The organism is Vibrio sp. D3 (assembly GCF_043995865.1).
Lineage (GTDB): Bacteria > Pseudomonadota > Gammaproteobacteria > Enterobacterales > Vibrionaceae > Vibrio > Vibrio diabolicus.
Genome location: NZ_CP171886.1, coordinates 1,397,311 through 1,419,976, shown reverse-complemented (window position 1 = coordinate 1,419,976; position 22,666 = coordinate 1,397,311). Strand labels below are relative to the sequence as shown.

The 22,666-nt window shown below is 43.5% G+C and carries 18 protein-coding genes and 1 pseudogene; 6 read left to right on the top strand and 13 right to left on the bottom strand.

Annotation, left to right across the window (positions count from 1 at the left end):
- Window positions 1-89: 89 nt before the first annotated feature.
- Window positions 90-4,517, bottom strand: coding sequence for a hypothetical protein (locus ACHFJ9_RS06225; protein WP_395354265.1), 4,428 nt, complete (start codon window positions 4,515-4,517; stop codon window positions 90-92).
- A 774-nt stretch (window positions 4,518-5,291) separates the two neighbouring features.
- On the opposite strand from ACHFJ9_RS06225, the pseudogene ACHFJ9_RS06220 reads away from it, so the two are divergent.
- Both ACHFJ9_RS06220 and ACHFJ9_RS06215 read left to right on the top strand, forming a co-directional pair.
- Window positions 5,292-5,963 (top strand): annotated as a pseudogene (locus tag ACHFJ9_RS06220) (Arm DNA-binding domain-containing protein); the annotation flags it as partial.
- 207 nt (window positions 5,964-6,170) lie between these two features.
- Entirely contained in the window at window positions 6,171-6,347 is a 177-nt protein-coding gene (locus tag ACHFJ9_RS06215) for an integrase (protein WP_395355343.1), read from the top strand.
- Window positions 6,348-6,563: 216 nt separating this feature from the next.
- On the opposite strand, the gene tdh is transcribed toward ACHFJ9_RS06215, so the two are convergent.
- The 5 genes from tdh to ACHFJ9_RS06190 form a co-directional block, all read right to left on the bottom strand.
- On the bottom strand, window positions 6,564-7,595 hold the full coding sequence (gene tdh, locus ACHFJ9_RS06210; RefSeq protein ID WP_005394871.1) for an L-threonine 3-dehydrogenase: 1,032 nt from the start codon (window positions 7,593-7,595) through the stop codon (window positions 6,564-6,566).
- Window positions 7,596-7,639: 44 nt separating this feature from the next.
- Window positions 7,640-8,833, bottom strand: a complete 1,194-nt coding sequence (locus tag ACHFJ9_RS06205) for a glycine C-acetyltransferase (RefSeq protein WP_395354263.1) — start codon at window positions 8,831-8,833, stop codon at window positions 7,640-7,642.
- A gap of 212 nt (window positions 8,834-9,045) precedes the next feature.
- Window positions 9,046-11,376 (bottom strand): putative bifunctional diguanylate cyclase/phosphodiesterase, encoded by a 2,331-nt coding sequence (locus ACHFJ9_RS06200; RefSeq protein ID WP_047009591.1) that lies wholly within the window; start codon window positions 11,374-11,376, stop codon window positions 9,046-9,048.
- Window positions 11,373-12,305 (bottom strand): transporter substrate-binding domain-containing protein, encoded by a 933-nt coding sequence (locus ACHFJ9_RS06195; RefSeq protein WP_395354260.1) that lies wholly within the window; start codon window positions 12,303-12,305, stop codon window positions 11,373-11,375. Before ACHFJ9_RS06195 ends, ACHFJ9_RS06200 begins: the two co-directional genes overlap by 4 nt.
- 62 nt (window positions 12,306-12,367) lie before the next feature.
- Entirely contained in the window at window positions 12,368-13,777 is a 1,410-nt protein-coding gene (locus ACHFJ9_RS06190) for an aminotransferase class V-fold PLP-dependent enzyme (RefSeq protein ID WP_006741963.1), read from the bottom strand.
- A gap of 541 nt (window positions 13,778-14,318) precedes the next feature.
- Between ACHFJ9_RS06190 and ACHFJ9_RS06185 the strand changes: the two genes are divergently transcribed.
- Complete coding sequence (locus tag ACHFJ9_RS06185; protein WP_005394862.1) at window positions 14,319-14,834, top strand: superoxide dismutase family protein; 516 nt, start codon at window positions 14,319-14,321, stop codon at window positions 14,832-14,834.
- Between the two features lie 30 nt (window positions 14,835-14,864).
- On the opposite strand, the gene ACHFJ9_RS06180 is transcribed toward ACHFJ9_RS06185, so the two are convergent.
- The 4 genes from ACHFJ9_RS06180 to ACHFJ9_RS06165 all read right to left on the bottom strand — a co-directional run bounded on the left by ACHFJ9_RS06180 (window position 14,865) and on the right by ACHFJ9_RS06165 (window position 18,645).
- Entirely contained in the window at window positions 14,865-16,238 is a 1,374-nt protein-coding gene (locus ACHFJ9_RS06180) for a histidine kinase dimerization/phospho-acceptor domain-containing protein (protein ID WP_395354257.1), read from the bottom strand.
- A gap of 102 nt (window positions 16,239-16,340) precedes the next feature.
- On the bottom strand, window positions 16,341-17,072 hold the full coding sequence (locus tag ACHFJ9_RS06175) for a response regulator transcription factor (protein ID WP_395354255.1): 732 nt from the start codon (window positions 17,070-17,072) through the stop codon (window positions 16,341-16,343).
- Window positions 17,073-17,256: 184 nt separating this feature from the next.
- On the bottom strand, window positions 17,257-17,952 hold the full coding sequence (locus tag ACHFJ9_RS06170; RefSeq protein WP_124008078.1) for a spondin domain-containing protein: 696 nt from the start codon (window positions 17,950-17,952) through the stop codon (window positions 17,257-17,259).
- A 9-nt stretch (window positions 17,953-17,961) separates the two neighbouring features.
- Window positions 17,962-18,645: a spondin domain-containing protein gene (locus ACHFJ9_RS06165; protein ID WP_124008079.1), complete on the bottom strand. Its 684-nt coding sequence runs from the start codon at window positions 18,643-18,645 to the stop codon at window positions 17,962-17,964.
- Window positions 18,646-18,933: 288 nt separating this feature from the next.
- On the opposite strand from ACHFJ9_RS06165, the gene ACHFJ9_RS06160 reads away from it, so the two are divergent.
- The 3 genes from ACHFJ9_RS06160 (at window position 18,934) to ACHFJ9_RS06150 (ending at window position 20,828) form a co-directional block, all read left to right on the top strand.
- On the top strand, window positions 18,934-19,407 hold the full coding sequence (locus ACHFJ9_RS06160; RefSeq protein WP_395354252.1) for a hypothetical protein: 474 nt from the start codon (window positions 18,934-18,936) through the stop codon (window positions 19,405-19,407).
- A 77-nt stretch (window positions 19,408-19,484) separates the two neighbouring features.
- On the top strand, window positions 19,485-20,414 hold the full coding sequence (locus tag ACHFJ9_RS06155; RefSeq protein WP_042601221.1) for a LysR family transcriptional regulator: 930 nt from the start codon (window positions 19,485-19,487) through the stop codon (window positions 20,412-20,414).
- 30 nt (window positions 20,415-20,444) lie between these two features.
- On the top strand, window positions 20,445-20,828 hold the full coding sequence (locus ACHFJ9_RS06150) for a VOC family protein (RefSeq protein WP_074190384.1): 384 nt from the start codon (window positions 20,445-20,447) through the stop codon (window positions 20,826-20,828).
- Here ACHFJ9_RS06150 and ACHFJ9_RS06145 read toward each other — a convergent pair.
- The 3 genes from ACHFJ9_RS06145 to ACHFJ9_RS06135 form a co-directional block, all read right to left on the bottom strand.
- Window positions 20,808-21,173: a hypothetical protein gene (locus ACHFJ9_RS06145; protein ID WP_080619260.1), complete on the bottom strand. Its 366-nt coding sequence runs from the start codon at window positions 21,171-21,173 to the stop codon at window positions 20,808-20,810. The two genes, ACHFJ9_RS06150 and ACHFJ9_RS06145, sit on opposite strands and share 21 nt — an antisense overlap.
- A 176-nt stretch (window positions 21,174-21,349) precedes the next feature.
- The gene (locus ACHFJ9_RS06140; protein WP_005394852.1) at window positions 21,350-21,739 is read right to left on the bottom strand and encodes a cytochrome b562; all 390 of its coding nucleotides are present in this window, start codon (window positions 21,737-21,739) and stop codon (window positions 21,350-21,352) included.
- A 155-nt stretch (window positions 21,740-21,894) separates the two neighbouring features.
- Entirely contained in the window at window positions 21,895-22,647 is a 753-nt protein-coding gene (locus ACHFJ9_RS06135) for a phosphatase (protein WP_041853158.1), read from the bottom strand.
- Between the last annotated feature and the right edge of the window lie 19 nt (window positions 22,648-22,666).

Sequence of the window (22,666 nt, the reverse complement as noted above, 5' to 3'; positions counted from 1 at the left end):
GCTTTCCTTTTATTAATGAATTTCATCACTAATAAGCGAAAACCTATTTCCTTAATCGACCTGTGCTGAAAAGCTTAAATTGGACAAATCTAAGCTTCTGTGCTACCCCTACCAAATGACACTACGCATAACAAAGCCAAACAAAACTCATCAAAGCGACAAACCAATTGCGACTGTTCCCCCCCTCGCACTTCACTCTTGAAATGACACACTGACTTTCGGCTCAACCCTGCTTGACTCAACGCATTATCAGCCTTGCTCCGATATTGCTGATATTGAGAGTGAATAAGTCCATCACGAAAGCGATGAATCAAAAACCAAGATTCTTTTAGGGTTAGGAGAGCATCAAACGGAAGAGGCATCAACAACGAACACGCATCTAAACACCGTTTTTTTCCTGCATTTGTGAATGCAGATTTCCTTCTATTCGAATAGTTGAAGCCAACATCTTTTAGGTCGAATAGGCTTTGTGAGAAAAAATTAATGTCATAGACTGGCTTATTACTCTCCTTTTCCATTTGCTTGAGGAAATGCGTAAAGCGATGCTCCAGTGGTGCCTCTAATTGAATCAACTTATTGACTCTCGGTATGAGAATAGAGGTCGATTGGTAGTGTCGTTCGGGAGAGTTTTTGGTTACTTTTGTTACTGTGTAGTGAGCCCGATTTAATCCAACCTGCATGCACCAATATGTATCACCTAATTCAAAGCTATCTTGTTGATGCATGGCAACGACTAACGATGAAGTATGCACGTAACTTTTCACCAGTCCTGCTTCGTATTTATGTCCAGCACTCACTGCCAATGCATAGAGTGCGGTTGAATCTCTGTGATTGGGTGAGCAATTGGCATCAAGCCAGGCTTCGCGTATCAACGCCATATCAGATTGGTTCTTGGCAGAAAAATACCGTTGTACTGAGGGCAAGTAAACTTGATTAAGCATCAAGTAATGATAATTTACATAGCCCTTTCGCGCATCATAGAGTCGCATCAACGGCTCACCAGACACATCTTTTAGCAAGCGAGTAAGTCTATAGGACATTGCATCATGCTCACTCCTCGTGCGAGAAGCTATTAGGTAGTTAGAACCTGTTTTAACAGCTCTCTGGTACGCTTGAGTAACAATTTCTTTTTCTAGTGTCGAAAGGCTTGTTTCGGCAAAAATACAGCGATTAGCTGCAGGGCTCTTCGGTGTATATCCTGGATATTTGCACAGAGACAGATAGGTAAGACTATCCGCCATATCCGCGATTCTAAGGTGAGTGACCTCTTGATTTCGGTATCCAAGTTTAAACATCAAAATCAACTGGCATGCTAAATCCAGTTTATCTCCTTCATTTATTTCCGTGGCATTCGTTATCAAAGCAAGAGCGTCATCATACTCATGCTGAAGCAACATTGTGTTTGATACACTCTGCTGAACATTTGAAGCCTGTTCACCCGGCATAGGCACATTTTTTTCAGCATTCATCGCTTTAAACCAAAGATGTAATGACGAATAGCTACTGGTGGGCGTCAGTGCTTTCATTCGTTGGTAATACTCATTGACACTTACCGCATCAAGCTCTTTACTCTGTTCCTTATGTGCTCTCAAGTAAGCTTTAAATATTGGGCAATGCCGCTTAAACGTCCCTAAAGCATAATTTTTACGATTCCCTCTACCCTTTTGATAAGTCAAATACCAACAATAGGCATAGACATTGGCGACTTGTTCAGGAAGCATTGTTTGCAAAAATCTAAAAAAGTCATTGTCACAGAACTTTATACGTTCTTTATTCTTCACCTGAGCTTCAAGTTCATCAAGCTCCCCTTGGAGCTCTTCTACATCACTGAGATAACGATATAGAAGCTTGAGCAAAGACAAACGAATTTTAACCGCAATATTCCGTCCGGTAGACTGAATCTCTTCAATATCGTCAATCCACTGTGTAATCTCTGCTTCCAGAGCGGTATCTGAAAAGTCTGAAACTGGCGTTCGAGGCCAACTAGTACTAGATGGTTCAGATACGTCAGTTACGTTTCGAGAATGTCCTTTCAGTAAGCTTTCTATTCTATGCTGAGGGAGGCTGGTCGTTTCAATACTGTCAAATGCTAGGGCATTGACATGAGCAGAAAAGACAGGCTGGGTTTGAACGCCTTTTACATGATCAAATAGTGCAACAAGTTCTTTCATTCGCACTTGCAACATCACTTTCCAGCAACCTAAATATCTCTTCAACACTAATTGTTCAATATATCGCAATTGATACAACCGCCCAGCCCCTAGCTCTAAAGTGCATCGAGATAAACAATGCCGTTCAATTGAATTGAATACCTTTGAAACGGAAGTTGAATAGCATGTACTACTCATCACCTCAGAAACAAAGTTGAGCAATGTACTCTCTTCATCTGAAGACGCTAACTCGCTCAACTGATAGCGAGTAGCTACTACTTTCGACTCTGATGATAAATATCGTTTCAAAGCGACCTTATAGTCATACTCTTTATGACTCCATTCCGCTTTAAGTGCAGTCGCGTACGAGACCAGTTCAAAATTTCGAAGCCCATTATCCTGTAATATTTCAGTTATCGCTGTGCTTTTATCACTATCCGAAATTGTGCCCAAAGAAAAGTGACCAACAGAATGATGTCGGAGAGACTCGTGCCCTAAAATGCCTGGTGCCAACCGAGCTTTACTGTTATCAATTAAGCTTCTTGCCATAAAGTGGCGAAAAACATCCCCTTTAATAGTTAAATCATTGAATATTTCATTTATCAGGTGCCGAGTTGATAGGTCTTGCCACTGCCCATCAGACCACAGTGGGATTTTAGGCATCACTTCATGATCTATATTCAGCTTGTTGAGCATGTAGTTACGAAGATATTGCCATTGTGCGAGTTGGTGACTTAACTCCCGATCTAAGGGTATATATCGCTCTGGCCTATCTGACTTGACCTCTTTCTCACAAATAACCGAAAAATGACGTTCTAAATCAATAACAACGGACTGAGAAATATTACTTGTCGCTCTAAGAGCCACGTTTAACGCAAAATATGCAAATGTATAGAGAGTAAAGTGGTTGTAGAACGCTTTAAGTTCATGCATTGATGCCACATTTTTTCGCCATAACTTAGGGGACTCGGCCTGGTTTACTTCCCCACAATGGCTTTCTACTTTCAACTTTAGTTGCTCAAGACCAGCCTTGATGAAACTCCCTTTTACACAAAACTCATCACCATGATAAACCGACTCAGATTCACAGCTAAAATGCACCGGTGATTTAAACAACACAGACATACATTCGGCATAAACTTGTTGAGACTTAGATACCAAAGCACTAGAGTAAAAGTGTGTATGGAGGTTATTGAATACTTTATTGGAAAGAATCAGTGACGCATAACTCCCGCCCACCCTACTTTCTAGAGCACAAAACCCAAGATAGCGTTGATATGTTGAACCCCAATGTTTACGACTAGGGATCTGACTAATAAGCCATTTGGGAGACTCTCCAGTCAATTTACTCAGATCACCTAACTGCGAAAGTTTCAGTTCGCGCTGCCCTTCACTCTCGAGCCAAGCTCTTAAAGCCAAGACGACAATTTCAACTAATGGCAGATCAACCCAATGACTATGTGTTTCATAATACTTTTCCGTTAATGAGTGTTTAGCTCTGCAATAGGAACCTTCCAACAGTAAATCGCACCTTCGATATATCCCTAGATTGAGACATATACCTGCCTGCTCTTCAGCTAATTGATTCGAAACAACTAACTTACCCAAATCATCGGGAGTTAGAGCCGTTAAAAGCAGCAAACTTCTGGCTATCCCTTCATTACGCTTATCCTGAACATTAGAGCTTAGAAGCGAGATGACGTAAGACATAAATACATCTGTATCGTTTGGTGTTAAAACACAGTAACTTAAACGAAGCTTTGTAATCAGTTGCGGTGATAAACGGGTAGCGGTGACAAGATCAAGCCACTCAGGCTTTTGTCTAACCATCCAATTTCGAAATGTGTGATATATAGGGTGATAGATAGTTCGAAGGTCAGCCCCCTTTTTTGACTGCTTTTTAAAACTTTCGAGATAATATTTTTTCTTTCTTATATTGGGTTCAACTGCATTTTGGACAAACAATGAAACACAAAATACGACCATTTCTGGATTCTTCAACGCCCCGCTATAACCTTCAGCACTACTGCGATTCATCTGTTCGAATAGAAAACAACCAATTGGACATGAACCTGCTGGTGCAGTTGCCGTCAGTTGAGGCAGTAGAGGAACAAATTCCTCGAGAGTTACTCTCAGCGCTTCGAGAAATGGGGTATTTTCAAGGTCCTTTTGCTTAAGCAGCAATAAATAGCTCAGTAGAAGGTTCGTGAGTAAAAGCTTCTGATGTGTGTTCAACTTACTATCATTAAACTGCAACAGCTTTAAATAGGTTCCAGTTAAACCGGCAAGCTTAGTCTGTATCAAACTAAGAACCTTTTCTGGTTCTGGTTTAATTTCAGGTTGGTTTTGATCGATTTGATTACTCATAGCTAACACCTTTTTGGTTTTGTGTAGCTATATAAGCGAAAAAGAAATCTATGAAATTCTGTTACCAATAGCGTGGCTCGCCCGTGTTAATTCCATTCCTATTTCCTGTATGCCAAGACTTCATCGACGACTAAATCATGACAGTTATGAACAAGTTCAACGTTACGAAAAGCCCGATAAAACATAGAAGTCATTCAATATTCTAAAATCGGTTAGATCCTTACCATTTAACAATTTATACAGTTCAGGTGAACCTCTCACTTCACTGGCAAGCATAACTGACTCAAAAAAGAGGAATACACTTTTTGTTACAATCTTTTTTAAATTTTTTAATTGTTAATTTTCAGACATTTAGCCAATCATTCCTGTGCTTTTTCACCCATAGCGGCTCTATACCGAAAAAGTTTTCGCTTATAGGGCTGTTAGAAGCGAAAAAACAGCCTGAGTTCTAAGTAAAAACAACGGCTGATACGTGGCACTTTAACATCAAGTACTTCTCTCATTTAGAGCGTATTTGTCGGCTAAAAACCTCTTCGTATTCTAACTCCCATCAACTTCTTGCAATGCATATTTGCTTTGCATAAATGAAAAGGAGATCGATATGAGCGTTGCTAGAACAACTCACATTGACATTATTACGCTGAATAAGGCCGCTGAACTCATTGGCCTTTCCCCTAAGACGCTGCGAAACCGTATTCATGAAGGCGTTTATCCTTCAACTGTTTTTAAGAAGGTCAATGGAACTTGGATGGTAGATATAGAGGAGTGGAATCTATGGCACAGAAACCAGTAGAAAAAGCAAAGGTACCAACCGGAGTCGAGATTCATGGTGGTTATCTAAGAATCTCTTTTAACCTCAATGGCAAACGCTACAAAGAGAGCTTAGGACTTAAAGCAACTACGCAGAATATTAAACATGCAGCAGGTTTACGTGGGGCAGTAGTATATGCTATCAAAACAGGCAAATTCGATTATGGTCAGTATTTTCCGAACTCGAAACATGCCACAGGTAAAGTAGCAAACATCACCCTGAGGGAAGCAATAGATGAGCATCTAGAGGACAAAGCGCTATACAACTACCGTTCATCAATTGCCCGAATAGAAATAGCATTGAAGGGGTTTTCCAAGTCTCATGGCCCCAAGCGTCTCATAGAAACTATCGACCAGCGTAGCTTGAAGAAGTATCAAAAAGGCCTTGTTAAGGGGGTATCTGGGACAACCGTTAATAACCATATAACCTCTGTAAACCACTTTTTGGGCTGGCTATACGAGATGGGCTATGTCGAGTTAAACCTATCTAAGATCCTTAAAAAAGTTAAGGAGAATAAAAGAGTTGCAACGCCCTATTCATTTGAAGAAATCGAAAGAGCATTAGCAGTTTGTAACGTGCTTCAGCATAAAAATTTGATTACAATTGCTGTTCATACTGGACTACGAACAGGTGAAATCGCGGCTTTGGCGTGGGAAGATGTAAACTTCGAGAGTTGCACTCTCCTCATCCGCCGATCCGCTTATCCAGATCGAGGGTTTAAAGGTACAAACCATAATTATTATGGCCATAGAGCAATCCACCGAATCTGGCAGTCCATATGTAAAAAAGCGCTCATAGACTATAGAGAGCCCTACCAGCTTCGTCATACCTATGCTAGTTGGCTGATTACCTATTGCAACATAAACCTTAGTTATTTGGCTGATCAAATGGGGCATGCAGATGCCACAATGATTGCTAAGGTTTATGGAAAATGGTTAAAACAAGCAAATAAACATGAGTCTGAACGTGTATGGAACGAGCTAGATAGGGCTAAGGAGAGAATAAAAAATTCCAAGTAACGAGTATGAAGATAAGTATAAATCTAAACCTTTCATAAACTTAATACAAAAAGTGTCCCATAAATCTATGGGACACTTTTCTATTTCAGTTTACCTGTCTATGGGACAAATATGGGACATTTTAACGGGCAAAAAGAGGCTAACTTTACCATTCACCTGTTCGGATAACCAGTAGCCTGGTTAATAGAAACAAGATCACTTTAACCCTACCACACCCTATTCCCAGTCAAGAATAACCTTGCCTGACATGCCGCTGCGCATTACGTCGAAGCCTTCTTGGAAGTCATCAATCTTGTAGTGGTGCGTGATAATTGGTGATAGATCCAAACCAGATTGAATCAGTGAAGCCATCTTGTACCATGTTTCGAACATTTCACGACCATAGATGCCTTTGATAACTAGGCCTTTGAAGATCACTTGGTTCCAATCAATGCCCATATCTGATGGTGGAATACCGAGTAATGCAATACGACCACCGTGGTTCATTGTGGTTAGCATTGAGTTGAATGCCGCTGGGTTACCAGACATTTCTAGGCCTACGTCAAAGCCTTCTGTCATGCCTAATTCAGCCATTACATCTTCAAGCTTCTCTTCAGCAACATTTACTGCGCGTGTTACACCCATTTTACGAGCTAGCTCTAAACGGTACTCGTTTACGTCTGTGATAACCACATGACGAGCGCCGACGTGTTTCGCAACTGCGGCGGCCATGATGCCGATTGGGCCAGCACCAGTGATGAGCACGTCTTCGCCGACTAGATCGAAAGAAAGCGCAGTGTGTACCGCGTTACCGAACGGGTCGAAGATCGATGCTAGATCGTCAGAAATCTCGTCAGGGATCTTAAACGCGTTAAATGCAGGAATCACTAGGTATTCTGCAAATGCGCCTTCACGGTTTACACCCACACCGATCGTGTTGCGACACAAGTGAGTACGACCGCCACGACAGTTACGGCAGTGACCACAAGTGATGTGACCTTCACCAGATACGCGGTCACCGATTTCAAAGCCACGAACTTCCTGACCAATCGCAACCACTTCACCCACGTATTCGTGACCGACAACCATAGGCACTGGAATTGTCTTTTGTGACCATTCGTCCCAGTTGTAGATGTGTACGTCTGTACCACAGATAGCGGTTTTCTTAATTTTGATCAGAATATCGTTATGGCCAACTTCAGGTTTATCAACCTCAGTCATCCAGATGCCTTCTTCAGGCTTTAGCTTTGATAATGCTTTAATTTTCATAATGTAACCTTCATTAAAGGCCCTATTATCTAGGACCTAGAGTCTTAAATAAGACCCATGTCCTTACCAACTTCGATGAACGCATCAATTGCACGATCTAGCTGCTCACGAGAATGCGCTGCTGACATTTGAGTACGGATACGCGCTTGGCCCTTTGGTACCACAGGGAATGAGAAGCCGATTACGTAGATGCCTTTCTCTAGTGCTCGCTCAGCAAATTCTGCTGCCACTTTCGCATCACCTAACATGATTGGAATGATCGCATGGTCAGCGCCGCCCATTGTGAAACCAGCAGCTTCCATACGTGCGCGGAAGTGTGCTGCGTTTTCCCATAGACGGTCACGTAGGTCACCGCTCTCTTCTAGTAGATCTAGAACGCGGATAGAAGCGCTTACGATTGCTGGTGCAACAGAGTTAGAGAATAGGTATGGACGAGAACGCTGACGTAACCAGTCGATCACTTCCGCTTTACCAGACGTGTAACCGCCTGAAGCGCCACCCATTGCTTTACCTAGCGTACCTGTAATGATGTCGATACGGTCAACCACGTTGTGGTATTCGTGCGTACCTGCACCCGTTTTACCCATGAAGCCAACCGCGTGAGAGTCATCAACCATGGTCAGTGCGCCGTATTTTTCAGCTAGGTCACAAATAGCTGGAAGGTTCGCCACTACGCCGTCCATTGAGAACACGCCGTCAGTAACGATAAGAATGTGGCGTGCGCCTGCTTCTTTCGCAGCAATCAGTTGTTGCTCTAGCTCTTCCATGTTGTTATTTGAGTAACGGAAGCGCATTGCTTTACATAGACGAACACCGTCGATGATTGACGCGTGGTTTAGTGCGTCTGAAATAATTGCGTCTTCTTTACCGAGAATGGTTTCAAACAGACCTGCGTTTGCATCGAAGCAAGAGGTGTAAAGAATCGTATCTTCTTTACCTAGGAACTTAGACAACTTCTGCTCAAGCTCTTTGTGGATGTCTTGAGTACCACAGATGAAACGTACTGAAGCCATACCAAAGCCGTGTTCGTCCATACCCGCTTTACCCACTTCAATTAGCGCAGGATGGTTAGCAAGACCAAGGTAGTTGTTTGCACAGAAGTTTAATACTTCTTCACCGGTAGAGATTTTAACAGCCGCTTGCTGCTGAGACGTGATTACGCGCTCTGATTTGTAAAGACCTTCAGCCTTCACTTCTTCAATTTGCTGCTGAATCTGTTGGTAGAATGCAGAAGACATTTGAAATTCCTTCCTGGTTATTTTGGCGAGTATTTACTCGTTTAGAATTAGGTTGAGCCTTTATGTGACGGGCATCACGGGCTATGACTCATCAATTAATTGTAGTGTAATTCAAGGAAGGAAGAAGGATTATCCCTTAAGGTGGAAAAGCATTAATGAATTCAAGGCACGAATTCAATTAATGCTTTCCTATAATATTGTAATAAAAGGAGTTATCGCCCAGTTGGTTGTTTAAGTAGTGCTTCAAAGTCTTTAGCTGGTAACGGGCGGCTATAGTGGAAACCTTGCCCGAACTCACAGTTTAAGTCTTTTAGATAATCGACATGACGCTGTTCTTCAATGCCTTCAGCGACAATCTTAAGGTTCAGCGCTTTCGCCATTGCAATGATCACGTTGACGAGCTCACGATCGGAGTCGTTTTCGAACATATTTTGCATAAAGCTGCGATCAATCTTAAGGCGATCGAACGGAAATTTCTGTAAGTAACTCAACGCAGAATAACCAGTACCAAAGTCATCGATGGTAAGCTTAGTGCCTAACGCTCTTAAGTTATTGAGCATGTCTAATAGCTCTGAGTCGTGGTTAAAGAGAAGGCTCTCTGTCACCTCAATATCGAACTTATCTGATGGAAGACCAGATTCCTCAAGGCTCTTCTTAATAAACGCAAGTAAGCGATCACAATACCTAAATTGAACACTGGAGAAATTCACAGAAACAAACAGCGGCGTCAGATTTTGCCATTGCGCCGCTTGGCGGCACGCTTGCTGGATAGCGAATTCACCAATTTGATGAATCAAGCCATTTTTCTCAGCAATAGAGATAAACTCTTCAGGATTTACGAATCCGTACTTCTCATCATTCCAACGCATTAACGCTTCTGCGCCAACAATTTTACCACTGCTCAGCTCAATAATAGGTTGATAATACAACTCTAGTAATTGACTAGAGATGGCATTTCTTAGTCGATTTTCCAAATCCAAATAGCGTTGCAAGTCTTGGTTCATATTGTGGTTATAAAAACAGAAGGCATCGCGTCCATCTTGCTTCACGCGATACATCGCCATGTCAGCACACGCGAGGAGCTGCTCGGCATTATCTCCATCATCCGGAAATACGGACATTCCGACGCTGCTACTCAAGAAGAATTCATGGTTGTTCCATACAAATGGATCGTTAAACGCCGAAAGCACGCTTGAAGCAACGCGCTTCGCGGTGTCATTATCAGGCAAGTCAGGAATCACTAATAAAAACTCATCCCCACCAATTCTCGCCAGTAAGTCTGTTTTTCTCGCGACTTGATGCAGTCGTTGAGCACTAAGTTTAAGGATCTCGTCGCCAACAAAGTGACCCATTGAATCGTTAATCTGCTTAAAGTGGTCTAAATCAATAAACATGACCAATACTTTTGAACCACTACGTGACGCTCTAATCAACTCCAAAGCCAGTCTCTCAGAACCGTAGCTGCGATTAGGCAAGTTAGTCAACGTATCGTATTTAGCTTGGAAGGCGAGTTCTTTTTCAGACGCTTTTCGGCGTTCAATTTCGTTAGTTAGTTTTTGGTTCTGTTGAGAAAGAATGTCTTTTCGCTTTTTCTCTTCTTCAAGTTTAATTTTCAATTCAATTCTATTATTGTTTGTAATGAACGCATAACACAGCGCAATAACAACCATAACAGCAAGAATACTCAAACCGAGAATGAAGATCCGTGATGTGAAAATATCTCGCTCACTCAAAGGCTCAAACCAAGCCATAAGTTTGAAGTGATGTTTTTCAACAGGCACTTCAAAATATATCTTTCCATCAACGGCTTCAGATATTAAATAATTCTCATCTTTATTATGAGAAGACGTTTTATTTATTGTATCCCATACGACCATCTCAACGTCTTTTATTTTGAGCACCATCCGGCTATAACTGTCTTCGTGCTCTTGATTAGTGAGCTGATCAATAACAATGTTTTTATTGAGATCTGCAATTAGAAAGGCAACTGGCTTTCCAGAGAACTTAACTTGCTTGATGACTTGAATACGCACGTCGTCGTTATATCGAGTTGCACAAACCTCTTCGGGATGCCCATGTTGAGTCATTAAGGTTTGGATATCCATCTTATGCTCTATGTTGTCTTCAGAGCCCGTCGTGACAATCGTTGTGCCATCACTGCCTACCAGTGTGAGCTTTTTATAGATTTGGCTGCTATTAATTAACTTACCATCTATCTTTTCATCGAAACGACGCTTCAAGTTAATTAAACTCGCTCCTAATCCGTACTCCATTGACATGCCAGAGGCTAAATTAGCAAAGAATGTTTGTACTGTTTTATCTGTAGATAAATTATCAACATCTTCACTAGCAATGGTAAATAAATTATCGAGTGTGCTTGCGTAACTTTTTACTTTTAAACCGAGTTCCCTATGCTGGGATTCTTTTAATTTATTTTGCCCCAAACTTGTCACAACAATAAGCATAGCTAAATAAATAGAGACTAATATTGCGCTTATTGCAATAAATTTTTTACTGGATATTTTTTTAACGGCCTTTTTCATCGGATTTTCTTACTATCTTCTATGAAGTAATCGTTATAAAAGTAGTAAATAGATGGGTAGTATTTTTTTACTAATTTTTCGTAGGTTCCATCTTTCTTTATTGAATCTAAATAACGATCAAATGCTTTGCGTAATTCCGGCGAGTTTTTCCGGAATGCAACAGCCATTTTCTGATTTTCGGATACTGGACCAATGACTTTTATTTCACCTGGCCATTTTTCTAATGCAATTAACGTATCGGCGACGTCTAGTAATGTGCTTTCCGCATCATTTTTCATTATCGCTGGCACCATCTCATTAAGAAGACGAGCCCCATCAGGCAGTATGACTTTTGCGCCTGTGTCATATAAGTCATAAAGGTTAGGGTCCAAGCAAGAGTGCTCCAACGCTAACACTTCGCGACCATGAATAAGCTGCTTGACGGTTTTTACATCTTCATCAACCGAACCACTGGGTTTAATCGGACTCAGCGTGGAATCTGTTCTGGAAACTAACCAAACACCTGACGGGAAGTAATCTTGTGAAAAGTCTAAAACTTCAGAACGCCAGTCAAGAATGGTAACGCCATTTGCGATCAAGTCCCCCTCGATTGGAACACTTTCTCCCACGACGGCTTGCTTATTATGGTATTGAACATCTTGGCCCGTCAGCTTACCGATCATATCGCTCCACTGAGCTGGAACATATTGGTACTTAACGCCCAACGACTTGGCAAAGCCTTTTACTATCTCTACATCTAAGCCAGTCAAGGTTTCCACTTCACCTTGTTCAATATAAGAAACGAAGTTAGCGTACGGCACACCAATATGGCGCAACACTCCGCGATCACGGATCTGTTGTAAGTCGTCTGACCAAGCGGAAGAGGACATAACAGAGGCCGCCATAAGCGCCATCGCCGCTAAAGTTCTTTTGAATGTTTTGACTGACATAATAATATCCTTACCTTTCACAAAGCGCCCAATCATGGGCGCTTGAGTGATAAACAACGATGTTAGAACGACGAGTAATACAAATTCGTCATCGCCACCACGAGCCCTTCAACATCCTGCTCGTCATGGAACAAGTGCGTGGAGATACGGAGTGCGTAAGTATCAAAGTCATCATCTTTATGCAGCTTAAAGCTGGTTGTTCGAATGATATAGCCATATTCTTCACGCAGACGATCTCTGAATTCAGTCAATATGTCTTCATTCGTCACATCAGAGAATGGGTTAACTGTGGTTAAGCCACTCGTTAAACCTTCCACGTTTGGCGAGTACATTTGGGCTTGTGGCAAGTACTCTTGTAGTAAGGTTTTACACAAACTACCAAGACTTAGAACACGTTCCTCAATGCGGTCACGACCAATCTCATCCCACATTTTGCAGCTATCAACTAACGCTTGTTTCGCAGGATAGTTGTCGTTCCCGATGTACTGCATCTGTAACTGCTTGCCTAAGTAATCCGCATGAGAAAGTGAAGAGTTGATCAACCACAACGGGTTTTCACGATCACTCCAATACTCATTCAAGCGATTGGCGTTATCACGTACGTACAAAATACCGGTTGCGCCAGGACCACACTGCCATTTGTGACCAGAACCTGCATAGAAATCACAGTCCATATCATGGAAATCGAGGTCAAACATACCGACAGTATGCGCTCCATCTACAAGCGTAGGCACACCATATTCTTTCGCTAAAGCACAAATGGCTTTGGCTGGTAACGCCGTTCCCGTTTTATAGGTGATATGAGAGAACATGATGAGGCGAACGTTTTGATGCGCATCAAGCGCGTCGCGGAAAGCTTGGATGTAATCTTGTTCAGAAACGTCTTCAGTACCGGTAAATACTGGTAGTTGAATTTCAACAACATCGACGCCAAAACGATGTTTTGCGACGTTCATCGGTGATGTTGCAGCCATATGCTCATGGTGCGTCGTTAGAATCACATCGCCTGGTTCAAAGTGTAAGCCGTTAATGATCGAACATAGACCATCAGTAGTATTGCGGCTGAGAATGATTTCTTCTGGGTTAGCACCAAAGCCAGGCGCTACTTCTTGAACCATCTCAGAGACATAAGGCCAAGAGCCAAATTTGCCCTTCATATCCCAAGGATACTTAGCCACCAACTTGTTGTTATGCTCGTAATCTTGAAGAACTTGTCTTGGCATAGAACCCGTTGTGCCAATGTTCATGTAAGTCGTACGTTTATCCAAAACGAACTGTCGTTGCACTTTACGCCAAAAGCGCTTATCGTGTTTTCTACCTAGCCCGCGGCTGCTCCAATCAATTTTCTGTTCTCGTGCTTGAACTGCGCCCGAGAAAGCGGAAGCACTCACACCAGCAACAACAGCTCCTGTTGCGCCTTTCAGAAAATTACGGCGGCTGCTATTAGTCTGAATAGATTCCTTGTCTTTCATCTTTTTCAATCCTTGTCGGAAATTAGCCATATTATTAATTTTAAGTGCGTAACTATCTGTTACTAAAACATTATTACCCATTAAAACCAGAGTTTAATTTTTTCCTCTGCCATTAAGTGACTTTAGTTCCAATTTTTTATCTTATTTGATGATATAAGCAACAGTTTGACCACAAACCTATAAACAACCATATTCACATTAAAATATTCATTAAATTGATTATTTTTTATAGAAGACAATTCCGACAACTTCTTTATAAAACAATTATGAGCTTTGTTATAAAGTCATTAAAAATTTAACTTTGCGTTAATTTAAAAATATTCAGGCTATTTTTTGATTGACGTCTATTCTTTTTATATCTGAACAATCTCAATATGTTAAGTCTTAATAATGGAGAGCTGGTTTCGCAGATAGATACCAGTTTAAGACCATAGAGTGAGACACATCACTCTCTGACATAAACCCACCGCTCAACAGACATAAGGAAGAGAAGTTTTCACTAATATGTGCTTGAGCGTACAACCAAAAAGAAGGAAGTCCCATGTTAAAAGGATTGCTATGCATTTCAGTTGCTGCCACTCTCGTAGCCGCTCCTAACGTACTTGCGCAGACTGTCGCGATGACCGATCTCAACAGCAAGAAAAGCGCTGGCACCATTGAGATTTCACAAAGTGACTATGGCGTGGTATTTATGCCTCAGTTATCAGGTTTGTCATCAGGGGTGCACGGTTTCCATGTTCACACTAATCCATCGTGCGATAGCGCGGAGAAGAATGGCAAAACCGTCCTTGGCGGTGCAGCAGGTGGTCACTATGACCCCAGCAACACAGGGAAACATGGCTACCCTTGGACCGATGACAATCATTTAGGCGACCTGCCTCCACTCTACGTGGACATGGATGGTAATGCTAATCAGCCCGTTGTCGCGCCTCGCCTAAAATTATCAGATTTAAAAGGCCGAGCATTAATGATTCATGCTGGTGGTGACAATCATTCCGACCATCCTGCTAAATTAGGCGGCGGCGGTGCGCGCGTTGTATGTGGCGTTATTAAGTAGTCATTCGATAAGCCAAATTCGCGCTTCTCCTCAGGCAGCGAGAAGTGCGAATTTTTGTTGATACTCAGTGTCCGTCTCACACGTCTCTAAGTAGCTGTGGTGCAAAATTAAAATTGACTGCACTATCTTTGTACCAATTCCTAATGCGCCACCGACGGCATCTTTATCAATTCGGTTGACAAAAGTGAACAGGATTCGCGACTTATCCTCACTCAAATGCGCTTGGCAATGCACTTCCGAGCCGATTGGGCTGTGGCGCAACGCATTTTCAAGCAGGTTCAATACCAACCGCTCTAAGAGTCCTTTATCACCCACAGTTTGAATCTCGCTATCGATATCCACTTTCAACACCACTTCTTTACGAGAAAACTGGCTCTGCATCGTCTCGGCACATTCTGCCATCAACGCGCCAAGATCTATGGGGCGGTATTCGTAGTTTGGCATTGGTTCCTCTTTACGCGCGGCGTCTAATAAAGCATGCAATTGAGTTGAGAGCTTCTCACAATTTCGGAAAGCGACCTCAATCAAAGGATCGGATTCCGGATGTTGCAAACGCCACGTTTCTAGATAGCCAAGCACGCTCGATAACGGCGTTTTTAAATCATGACTGAGCTGCAACAAGCTCTGACGACGATGAGAAGACTGATACTCCAACTGTAAAAACTGCTGCTGAATGTGCTTCGCCATCATCTGATAAGAGTGCGCAATCGGCACGAGTTCCGGCACTTGGTGAGTAAAGTCAGGTTGCAGGTGAAAATCATGTTCGGCTTGCTGTTGAAGTTGCTTGGTCACGCGCTCAATCGGGTTCAATAGGCTACGTTTCACCAGCACATAAGCCCCTAGAGCAAAGCCTAAAATGGACACTAAGACCAATCCTGCCAGCGCGATGTAAGGGGTATCGACTTGCGCATTAGCAATGGCGTCATGTCGGGTACTGCCAATCACCACATAGAGATAACCGACCGTAGAGCCTAATTCCTCTATCGCCGCAACAGAAAACACTTTGTGTTCACCGCGATTACGAGGATCTTCGCCTAAGATGGGAAGCGGTTCGTTGTTTAAGAATTGCTGAATGGGGTTCAGATCCACCGAGTCCATAAGCTTTGCCCCATCTGGCGCAGCATGGGTGGTGATATTGCCTTGGCTATCGAGGAAATAGATTTCAAAATCAGGGCCGATCAGCATAAGGGTATGAAAGATCGACTTGAGCGCTTTAGGGTTGTAATCCGTACCAATCATCAGCGGATTATCATCGCGCATGTGGCTGGCTAGCTCTTTGTGCAGGCTTTGCTTAGTGCGTAACTCAATGGTTTCTTTTTGCCAATTGTAAGTCAGTGCAATCACCACCGCCGCGAGGCAGAACCACAAGCTGGTAAATACCACTAAGCGAGATTTGAAGCTCATCCTATCGCCTCCTTAAACAGCGATGTTTTTGAAACAACCGTGATGATTGAAAAATGACGGTGAAACAACTGCCGACTTACTACCTTGTCTTACTTTCTTGCACTAGTGTCTTGGTTGAAACTTATACCCAACCCCCCACACCGTTTGGATGAAGTGATGATCTGAATCAGACAAAGACAGCTTGCTGCGTAAACGGTTTATGGTGCTACACACCGTATGGTGATAACCAGAATGACTGGTGTTCCATACGTGATCGAGCAATTCATCTTTACTGTACACTCTGCCCGGACGAGTCGCGAGAAACTGCAGCAAAGTAAACTCTGTCGCGGTAAGAGTGACATCCTTGTCGTTTAGGGATACTTTGTGCAACTCCGGAATGATTCTCAGCGGACCAAAATCCATCGCATCGTCGAGGACTTCATTTGCTACTTTGGCCTCTGCGGTTTGACTGACTCGGCGCAGCACGTTACGTACTCGCGCTTGGAATTCTAATACGCTAAATGGCTTGGTAATGTAATCATCCACTCCCGCTTCTAAACCGTCAACCTTGTCCATTTCACCGTCTCTGGCTGTCAACATAAGCACTGGGATCCAATCTTGTTGCTGACGCAAATAATGGCAGATGTCTAGGCCATCACCATCTGGTAAACCTCGGTCAAGGATCAATAAATCAAAGGGGTGTTGCTGATATTGCGCTTTAGCATCGGCGACATTTGTTGCTCGCGACACTTGGTGTCCTTGAAACTTAAGATGCATCTGAACCAGTTCTGCCAAATCATCGTCATCTTCCACCAGTAAAATCTTCGCCGATAAATAGCTAGCTTGTCGTTCCATGATCCTTTCCCTAACTTACGTAAAGCCACTCTGCACATGACCGGAACAAACTAACATTTCTTTCATATCACCAAGTGCTCCCTTACTGCTATATTCAGCGAGTATCACCTTAGGTAATAAAAAGGTTCCGATGACGCCATAAGGGATAAAGCGCTTTGGAAAGGAGACGTCATCGGAGCCTGTGTTACTCGACTCGAGTGATGGTGACTTTCGCACCTGGGTTCAGGAAACGATGGTTCGCAGAAAGTGCTGAGTTTGCTAATCCATCATCTTGGCTAACAACCCCCGCATGGAATGCAACAACGTCATTGCTGTCATTACGTGCGGCATTGAAGCCCTCACCGCCACCTGCTGGGCCCGGAATGGTTGCGGCAAGCTCATCGTTAAGTTCCGTGCCGGAATCCCAAACGTTCATGCTCATTTCATAACTTTCACCCACTGCGAGCGATTTGAGCGATAGTCCCGTTTCGCCAACAAAGGCATCGTTGGTATTCACGAACATAGACGCCACAGACAAGTAACCGTAACGACTTGGGTCAACCGTGATGGTGACTTCGTCCGATGCACCCGGCAACACCAATCCATTGCCCGAAATACCTTGGTAAACACTGTCATTGCTGTTCATCAACTCAATCAGCTCAGCGTTACTACCGCCTTCGGCAAGGTGCTCAAGTTCAACAGATGCGGCTTGTCCAATTTCAAACAATTGGTAGTCACCATTGTGAGTGAGTACCGCAAGCGGAGACATTGGTTGATTCGCAGTCAAGTTCGCCACGTTGATGGTGTAGCGGTACGATTTCACTACGTCGTTATCATCATCGCTTGGACAACCGGCGAGCAAGCCGACTGAAGCTGCTACTAGTAAGATTCTGACTTTCATACATCCCCCTTACTTCACAACGATTGTGATGGTTGCGACTGGGTTTAACCAACGATGGCTGCTGCTGTCTAGGTCACTGATGCCGCCAGTTGGGTCGCTATCACCAAGGTTACCCGGATGCACGTGGACTTTATCGTTAGTTACCGTTACTTCAACGCCTGTGCCGCCAGTACCAAAGGTAATGAAAGGTGGGTTTGGCATGCTAGACGCAAGCTCATCGTTCGCTTCTGTACCAGCATCGTAACTTCTTAGCGTTGCTCGGTATGTACCCGCTTCCGTTGGAATCTTCCAGCTATCTAGACCGACGAAACCGTCATTGGTTGGCAGCAGCATCGCGCTCAAAGAAAGATAACCGTGGTCGCCACTGTCCAAGGTGAAGGTGGTTGCAACACCCGGATTCAAAATGCCACCAGCAGGATTCTCAACCACCGCACCACCAGCGTTACCAATCACACTAGCAAGACCAGAGATATCACCACCTTCTGCCATGGCTTCTAGTTCTGACGTTGCTGCTTGGCCCGTTCTGAACATTTGAAGGTCAGAGCCATGTGCAGCAACAATAAGTGGTGTAAAGTAGATGCCTTTGGTTGCGTTTGTCACGGTAATTTCCAATTCCGCCGCATTCACTGATGCAGCGCCTAGTGCCATAGCGACTGAAGTCATGACGAGTCCGAGTTGGGTACGTTTTTTCATTGTGATTCCATCCTTTAATGAGGGTTGAACTACCCAAGCCCATCTGTACGGCTTTACTTCTTTGTTCGTGACTTGAGTAGGTTAAGCATTACGTTTCGAACGTTTTGCGTTCTTGCCTCTAAGAATGACGAGCAAATCTATCAGTAACTTCATCGAATTCTCATAAAATTCTCACAAGTTCTGTTCGAATTCTATCAGCAGCACTTTTTTACTCTTAATCAGGTGTTTACACTTCGCGCGCTCCCCTCCTACAATACGGTATTCCCTGTTTAAATCACAATTCTCACCATGATTCATAACGTTCTGTCTGCCTACTATGGCGAAATCTACGGCATCGCTTTTTTCAACCACTACTTGAGCCATTGCGCCCAAAGTGAACAACAAACACTGTGGCAGACCTTTATTGAAGTGGAAGAACTCACCGCAGAAAAGCTCAAACCCGTGCTGCTAACAAATGGCATGGATATCGAAAATCGACACCAAGAGATGCTGGATAAAGGCTTGGCAGATGCAACCAAGTGGATTGGTTTACCATGGCAAGAGTTGGTGGCGACTCTTCTGAAATGGGTGGAGCCTTATGAGGTCAAATATCGAGAGTGGCATGAAGAAGTGAAAGCTTCAAAACAGTATTCAATCGCTGAGCGAGAAGCTATCGAATTGATTGCAGACCACGAAACGGCCATTTATCACTGTTGGCAGCAATACCATACTGGTGAATCTGGCTTGCCTGCACTCAATGCATTTTTGGCAAAATATCGTTAAAGCGAGACGGTGACACTTGAACCTCGTGAAACCGAACCAGACAATATCGTTATTCCGCTGCGCAGAACTGAACAATTATGGTTAATCCAAAACTCATTGCCCTACTTCCTGATCTTGCTTCGTTTATCTTGGTGGTAAACGAAGGCAGTTTTACCGCTGCAGCCAAACAACTCGGCGTGACGCCATCGGCTTTAAGTAAGTTGATCACCCGACTAGAGCAAGCGCTCTCGGTCAAATTGTTTGAGCGCACGACTCGTAAATTGATCATCACTCAAGCTGGGCAAAAGGTTTACGACCAAAGCATCGCAATGGTGAATGCCGCGCAGCAAGCCGTTGAGCTATCAGCGGAAGATCATGCCGAGCCAACAGGCGCACTCACAGTGGCAGCCCCCGAAGCATTTCTTAATTCGGTGCTTCAACCGTTTGTGTTGCCATTCCTAGAACGTTATCCAAATATTCAGCTTAAACTGCGTGCAGCAGATGGTGAGATCGATCTGTTCCGCCAAGGTATTGATGTCGCCTTTAAGCTCACCGACAAACCCGATGAGAATCTGGTACTCAAAGAGATCAGCAAAACCAATCTTGTTTTATGTGCTTCTCCAGATTACCTCACCAAACACGGTATGCCTGAGCACCCAACCGAGCTTGAGCAGCACGACTGTATTTACCTTGCAGAGAACGACAAAGACAACATCTGGTCGTTCTTTAAAGAGGAAGCGTTCCACTCCATTGCAGTGAGTGGCCGTTATGCCGTCAACCATTCACAAATGCGCTTAAATGGCGTTAAGTCTGGCTTGGGAATTGGGATCTTCCATGACTTCGTGATCAAAGACGCGTTAGAGCAAGGAGAAGTGGTAGAGGTGCTACCGGACTGGATGATCAAGAGTAACTACCACGGCGCTATCGCGATGCAGTATGCACAAACCAAATATATGCCTGCTCGCCTGCGCGTGTTTATCGACTTCGTTAAGGAGCATTTAGTCTCCGAGGACACTAACCATGCTTGAGGATACGAGCCATGTTTGAAGAGGTTAACCATGTTTAATGCCATTCATCACGTTGCGATCATTTGCAGTGATTATCCAAGGTCAAAACGCTTTTACACCGAATTGTTAGGGCTAAAAGTCATTGCTGAAAATTATCGTGAAGCCAGAGACTCCTACAAGCTTGACCTCGCTTTACCTGACGGCAGCCAAGTTGAATTGTTTAGCTTTCCGGACGCACCAGAGAGACCGAGCTTTCCTGAAGCTCAGGGGTTACGCCACCTTGCTTTTCAAGTGGATGATGTTGAGCATGTTAAAGAATATTTAGAAGCGAGAGAAATTGAGGTAGAGCCCATTCGCATCGATGAATTTACAGGCAAAGCGTTTACCTTTTTTAAAGATCCTGATGGCTTGCCGCTAGAAGTTTATCAACGCTAACTTTGGTGGGGCACGAGGAACTGGCGTTTCAAATCGTACACTTAGAGCCAAAAAAGTGTAGCTTTCAGAAATGACCAAGCTCAGTTGTGGAAGTATTGGTGTAGTTGGAAGTGAATCATGATGAAAAGTCGAGAAGTGGCTAAAAGGACAAGGTTTGCCTTTATGGCTGACGGCATTGTCACTTTCTTCGATTTGAACCAATTCAAAACCGTTAAGCGTACATAGCGTCGCCCACACACCCATGCTGTTACCATGAGCATTGATAACAGGCATCAGGGTCACTAGCACCCAACTTAGAGCACTAGCAAATAGCATGGAGCGATAAAAAGGAATTAATCTACGCATAACGGTGACTTAACAAATTTAATTCAGCGTAACTAATTCTGAGTGCTAGCTCAAAAACAGGATCAATAAGTGGTTGCCACCTCACAGCTTTTCTTCAATAACGCAATTGACAGACACAAAAAAGCCCACCAAAACGGCAGGCTATTTTCATATTCTATTGTCAGCTTTTATCGCGATTAGCCGAACAGCTTACTCCAAATACTTGGGTTACGCTTGTCATGGTATTCTTCACGTAGGCTATCAATTTCACGTAATTGTGCTTTCGCGTCTTGCAGGTTACCAGCGTCTAAGTCTGCTTCAATCTTGTCTAACGTTACCGTTAGTTTATTAAAGCCTTCTAAGTAGGTATCGAATTTCTCTGGTGGATAGTTACCGCGCTTAGATTGCTCGACGATTGCTTGCAAGCTATCAATTGCAGACTTCATGGTTTCAACATCCGACGCTTCTGCCGCCTGTTTGAATTCCATCTTCATCTGCTTCATGTTTTGTTTTAAATCAACCGCTTCCGCCATTGCGTATGTTGAGCCAAACGCAATCGCACACCCTAGGACTAAAGGACGTAACATTTTCACTTCTCCATTTATAGTGCCGAATTCTGTGTCGGCTTTATTTACCCAAGTAACCCACGCCATAAAAGGCGACAAACTAGCTTAGTTGAGTATTTCCGGGTCGCAGTGTAAAGCAATCTTACGCCAGGTGCATACCTAAAATGTAATCAAGTTTATGCGTTGCGAATGTCGTCATACTCTGGAATTGGCTTACGGCCTCTCAGAGCTAAGAAAGACAAAAACTGCTGAGCGGTGTGAGTAATCACTTTTTTGCTATCGATACCCACTTTATCCATTAGCTCTCCAACCAAATCCAGATTACCAACATCATGACAGAAATGTGCATCACTTCCTGTTGTGAAGAAGACGCCAAGCTCTTTACCGATTTGTGCAATCTCGTGGCAACGGTCTACACTACCCACTCGGCTATTCCCTTTTAGCGTGGTGTTATTGATTTCAATCGCAACATTATACTCTTTCGCGCACGCTAAAACGGCCTGAAAATCAAAGTCGAAATTTGGATTCCCAAGATGGCCAAGCGCATCAATACGACCGTTTTGAATCACATTAATGAGCGCTTCCGTATGAGTTTCTTTGTTTGCAGGACGAAAAACAGGTTCATGGAAACTTGCAATAACCCAATCTAGGTTACGATCGACACTCAGCGGAATATCGATGTCGCCTTCGGTATTAAGAATGTTGGATTCCACACCCCGAATGATCGCGATACCGTCTAAAAATCGAGGCAGGATTTTTTGGTTGGAGAAAAACCAGTAATGCGGCGCGCCCGGCATTGATTCTGCGTGATCAGTCGTACAGAACATATCCAAGCCGTTCTCTTTCGCCAATTTTGCATTTTCAATCAAGGTGCTGTACGCATGACCACTGGCGTACGTATGTGTATGGGTATCAACTTTAAATTCCATCATCCACTCTCTTAGGTGC

Coding starts and splice junctions, on each gene's coding strand:
- ACHFJ9_RS06195 (WP_395354260.1), bottom strand. CDS start 12,305: ATGTCAGTCAAAACATTCAAAAGAACTTTAGCGGCGATGGCGCTTATG.
- ACHFJ9_RS06150 (WP_074190384.1), top strand. CDS start 20,445: ATGTTTAATGCCATTCATCACGTTGCGATCATTTGCAGTGATTATCCA.
- ACHFJ9_RS06200 (WP_047009591.1), bottom strand. CDS start 11,376: ATGAAAAAGGCCGTTAAAAAAATATCCAGTAAAAAATTTATTGCAATA.
- ACHFJ9_RS06185 (WP_005394862.1), top strand. CDS start 14,319: ATGTTAAAAGGATTGCTATGCATTTCAGTTGCTGCCACTCTCGTAGCC.
- ACHFJ9_RS06190 (WP_006741963.1), bottom strand. CDS start 13,777: ATGAAAGACAAGGAATCTATTCAGACTAATAGCAGCCGCCGTAATTTT.
- ACHFJ9_RS06175 (WP_395354255.1), bottom strand. CDS start 17,072: ATGGAACGACAAGCTAGCTATTTATCGGCGAAGATTTTACTGGTGGAA.
- ACHFJ9_RS06145 (WP_080619260.1), bottom strand. CDS start 21,173: ATGCGTAGATTAATTCCTTTTTATCGCTCCATGCTATTTGCTAGTGCT.
- ACHFJ9_RS06140 (WP_005394852.1), bottom strand. CDS start 21,739: ATGTTACGTCCTTTAGTCCTAGGGTGTGCGATTGCGTTTGGCTCAACA.
- tdh (WP_005394871.1), bottom strand. CDS start 7,595: ATGAAAATTAAAGCATTATCAAAGCTAAAGCCTGAAGAAGGCATCTGG.
- ACHFJ9_RS06160 (WP_395354252.1), top strand. CDS start 18,934: ATGATTCATAACGTTCTGTCTGCCTACTATGGCGAAATCTACGGCATC.
- ACHFJ9_RS06225 (WP_395354265.1), bottom strand. CDS start 4,517: ATGAGTAATCAAATCGATCAAAACCAACCTGAAATTAAACCAGAACCA.
- ACHFJ9_RS06180 (WP_395354257.1), bottom strand. CDS start 16,238: ATGAGCTTCAAATCTCGCTTAGTGGTATTTACCAGCTTGTGGTTCTGC.
- ACHFJ9_RS06165 (WP_124008079.1), bottom strand. CDS start 18,645: ATGAAAAAACGTACCCAACTCGGACTCGTCATGACTTCAGTCGCTATG.
- ACHFJ9_RS06155 (WP_042601221.1), top strand. CDS start 19,485: ATGGTTAATCCAAAACTCATTGCCCTACTTCCTGATCTTGCTTCGTTT.
- ACHFJ9_RS06135 (WP_041853158.1), bottom strand. CDS start 22,647: ATGGAATTTAAAGTTGATACCCATACACATACGTACGCCAGTGGTCAT.
- ACHFJ9_RS06170 (WP_124008078.1), bottom strand. CDS start 17,952: ATGAAAGTCAGAATCTTACTAGTAGCAGCTTCAGTCGGCTTGCTCGCC.
- ACHFJ9_RS06205 (WP_395354263.1), bottom strand. CDS start 8,833: ATGTCTTCTGCATTCTACCAACAGATTCAGCAGCAAATTGAAGAAGTG.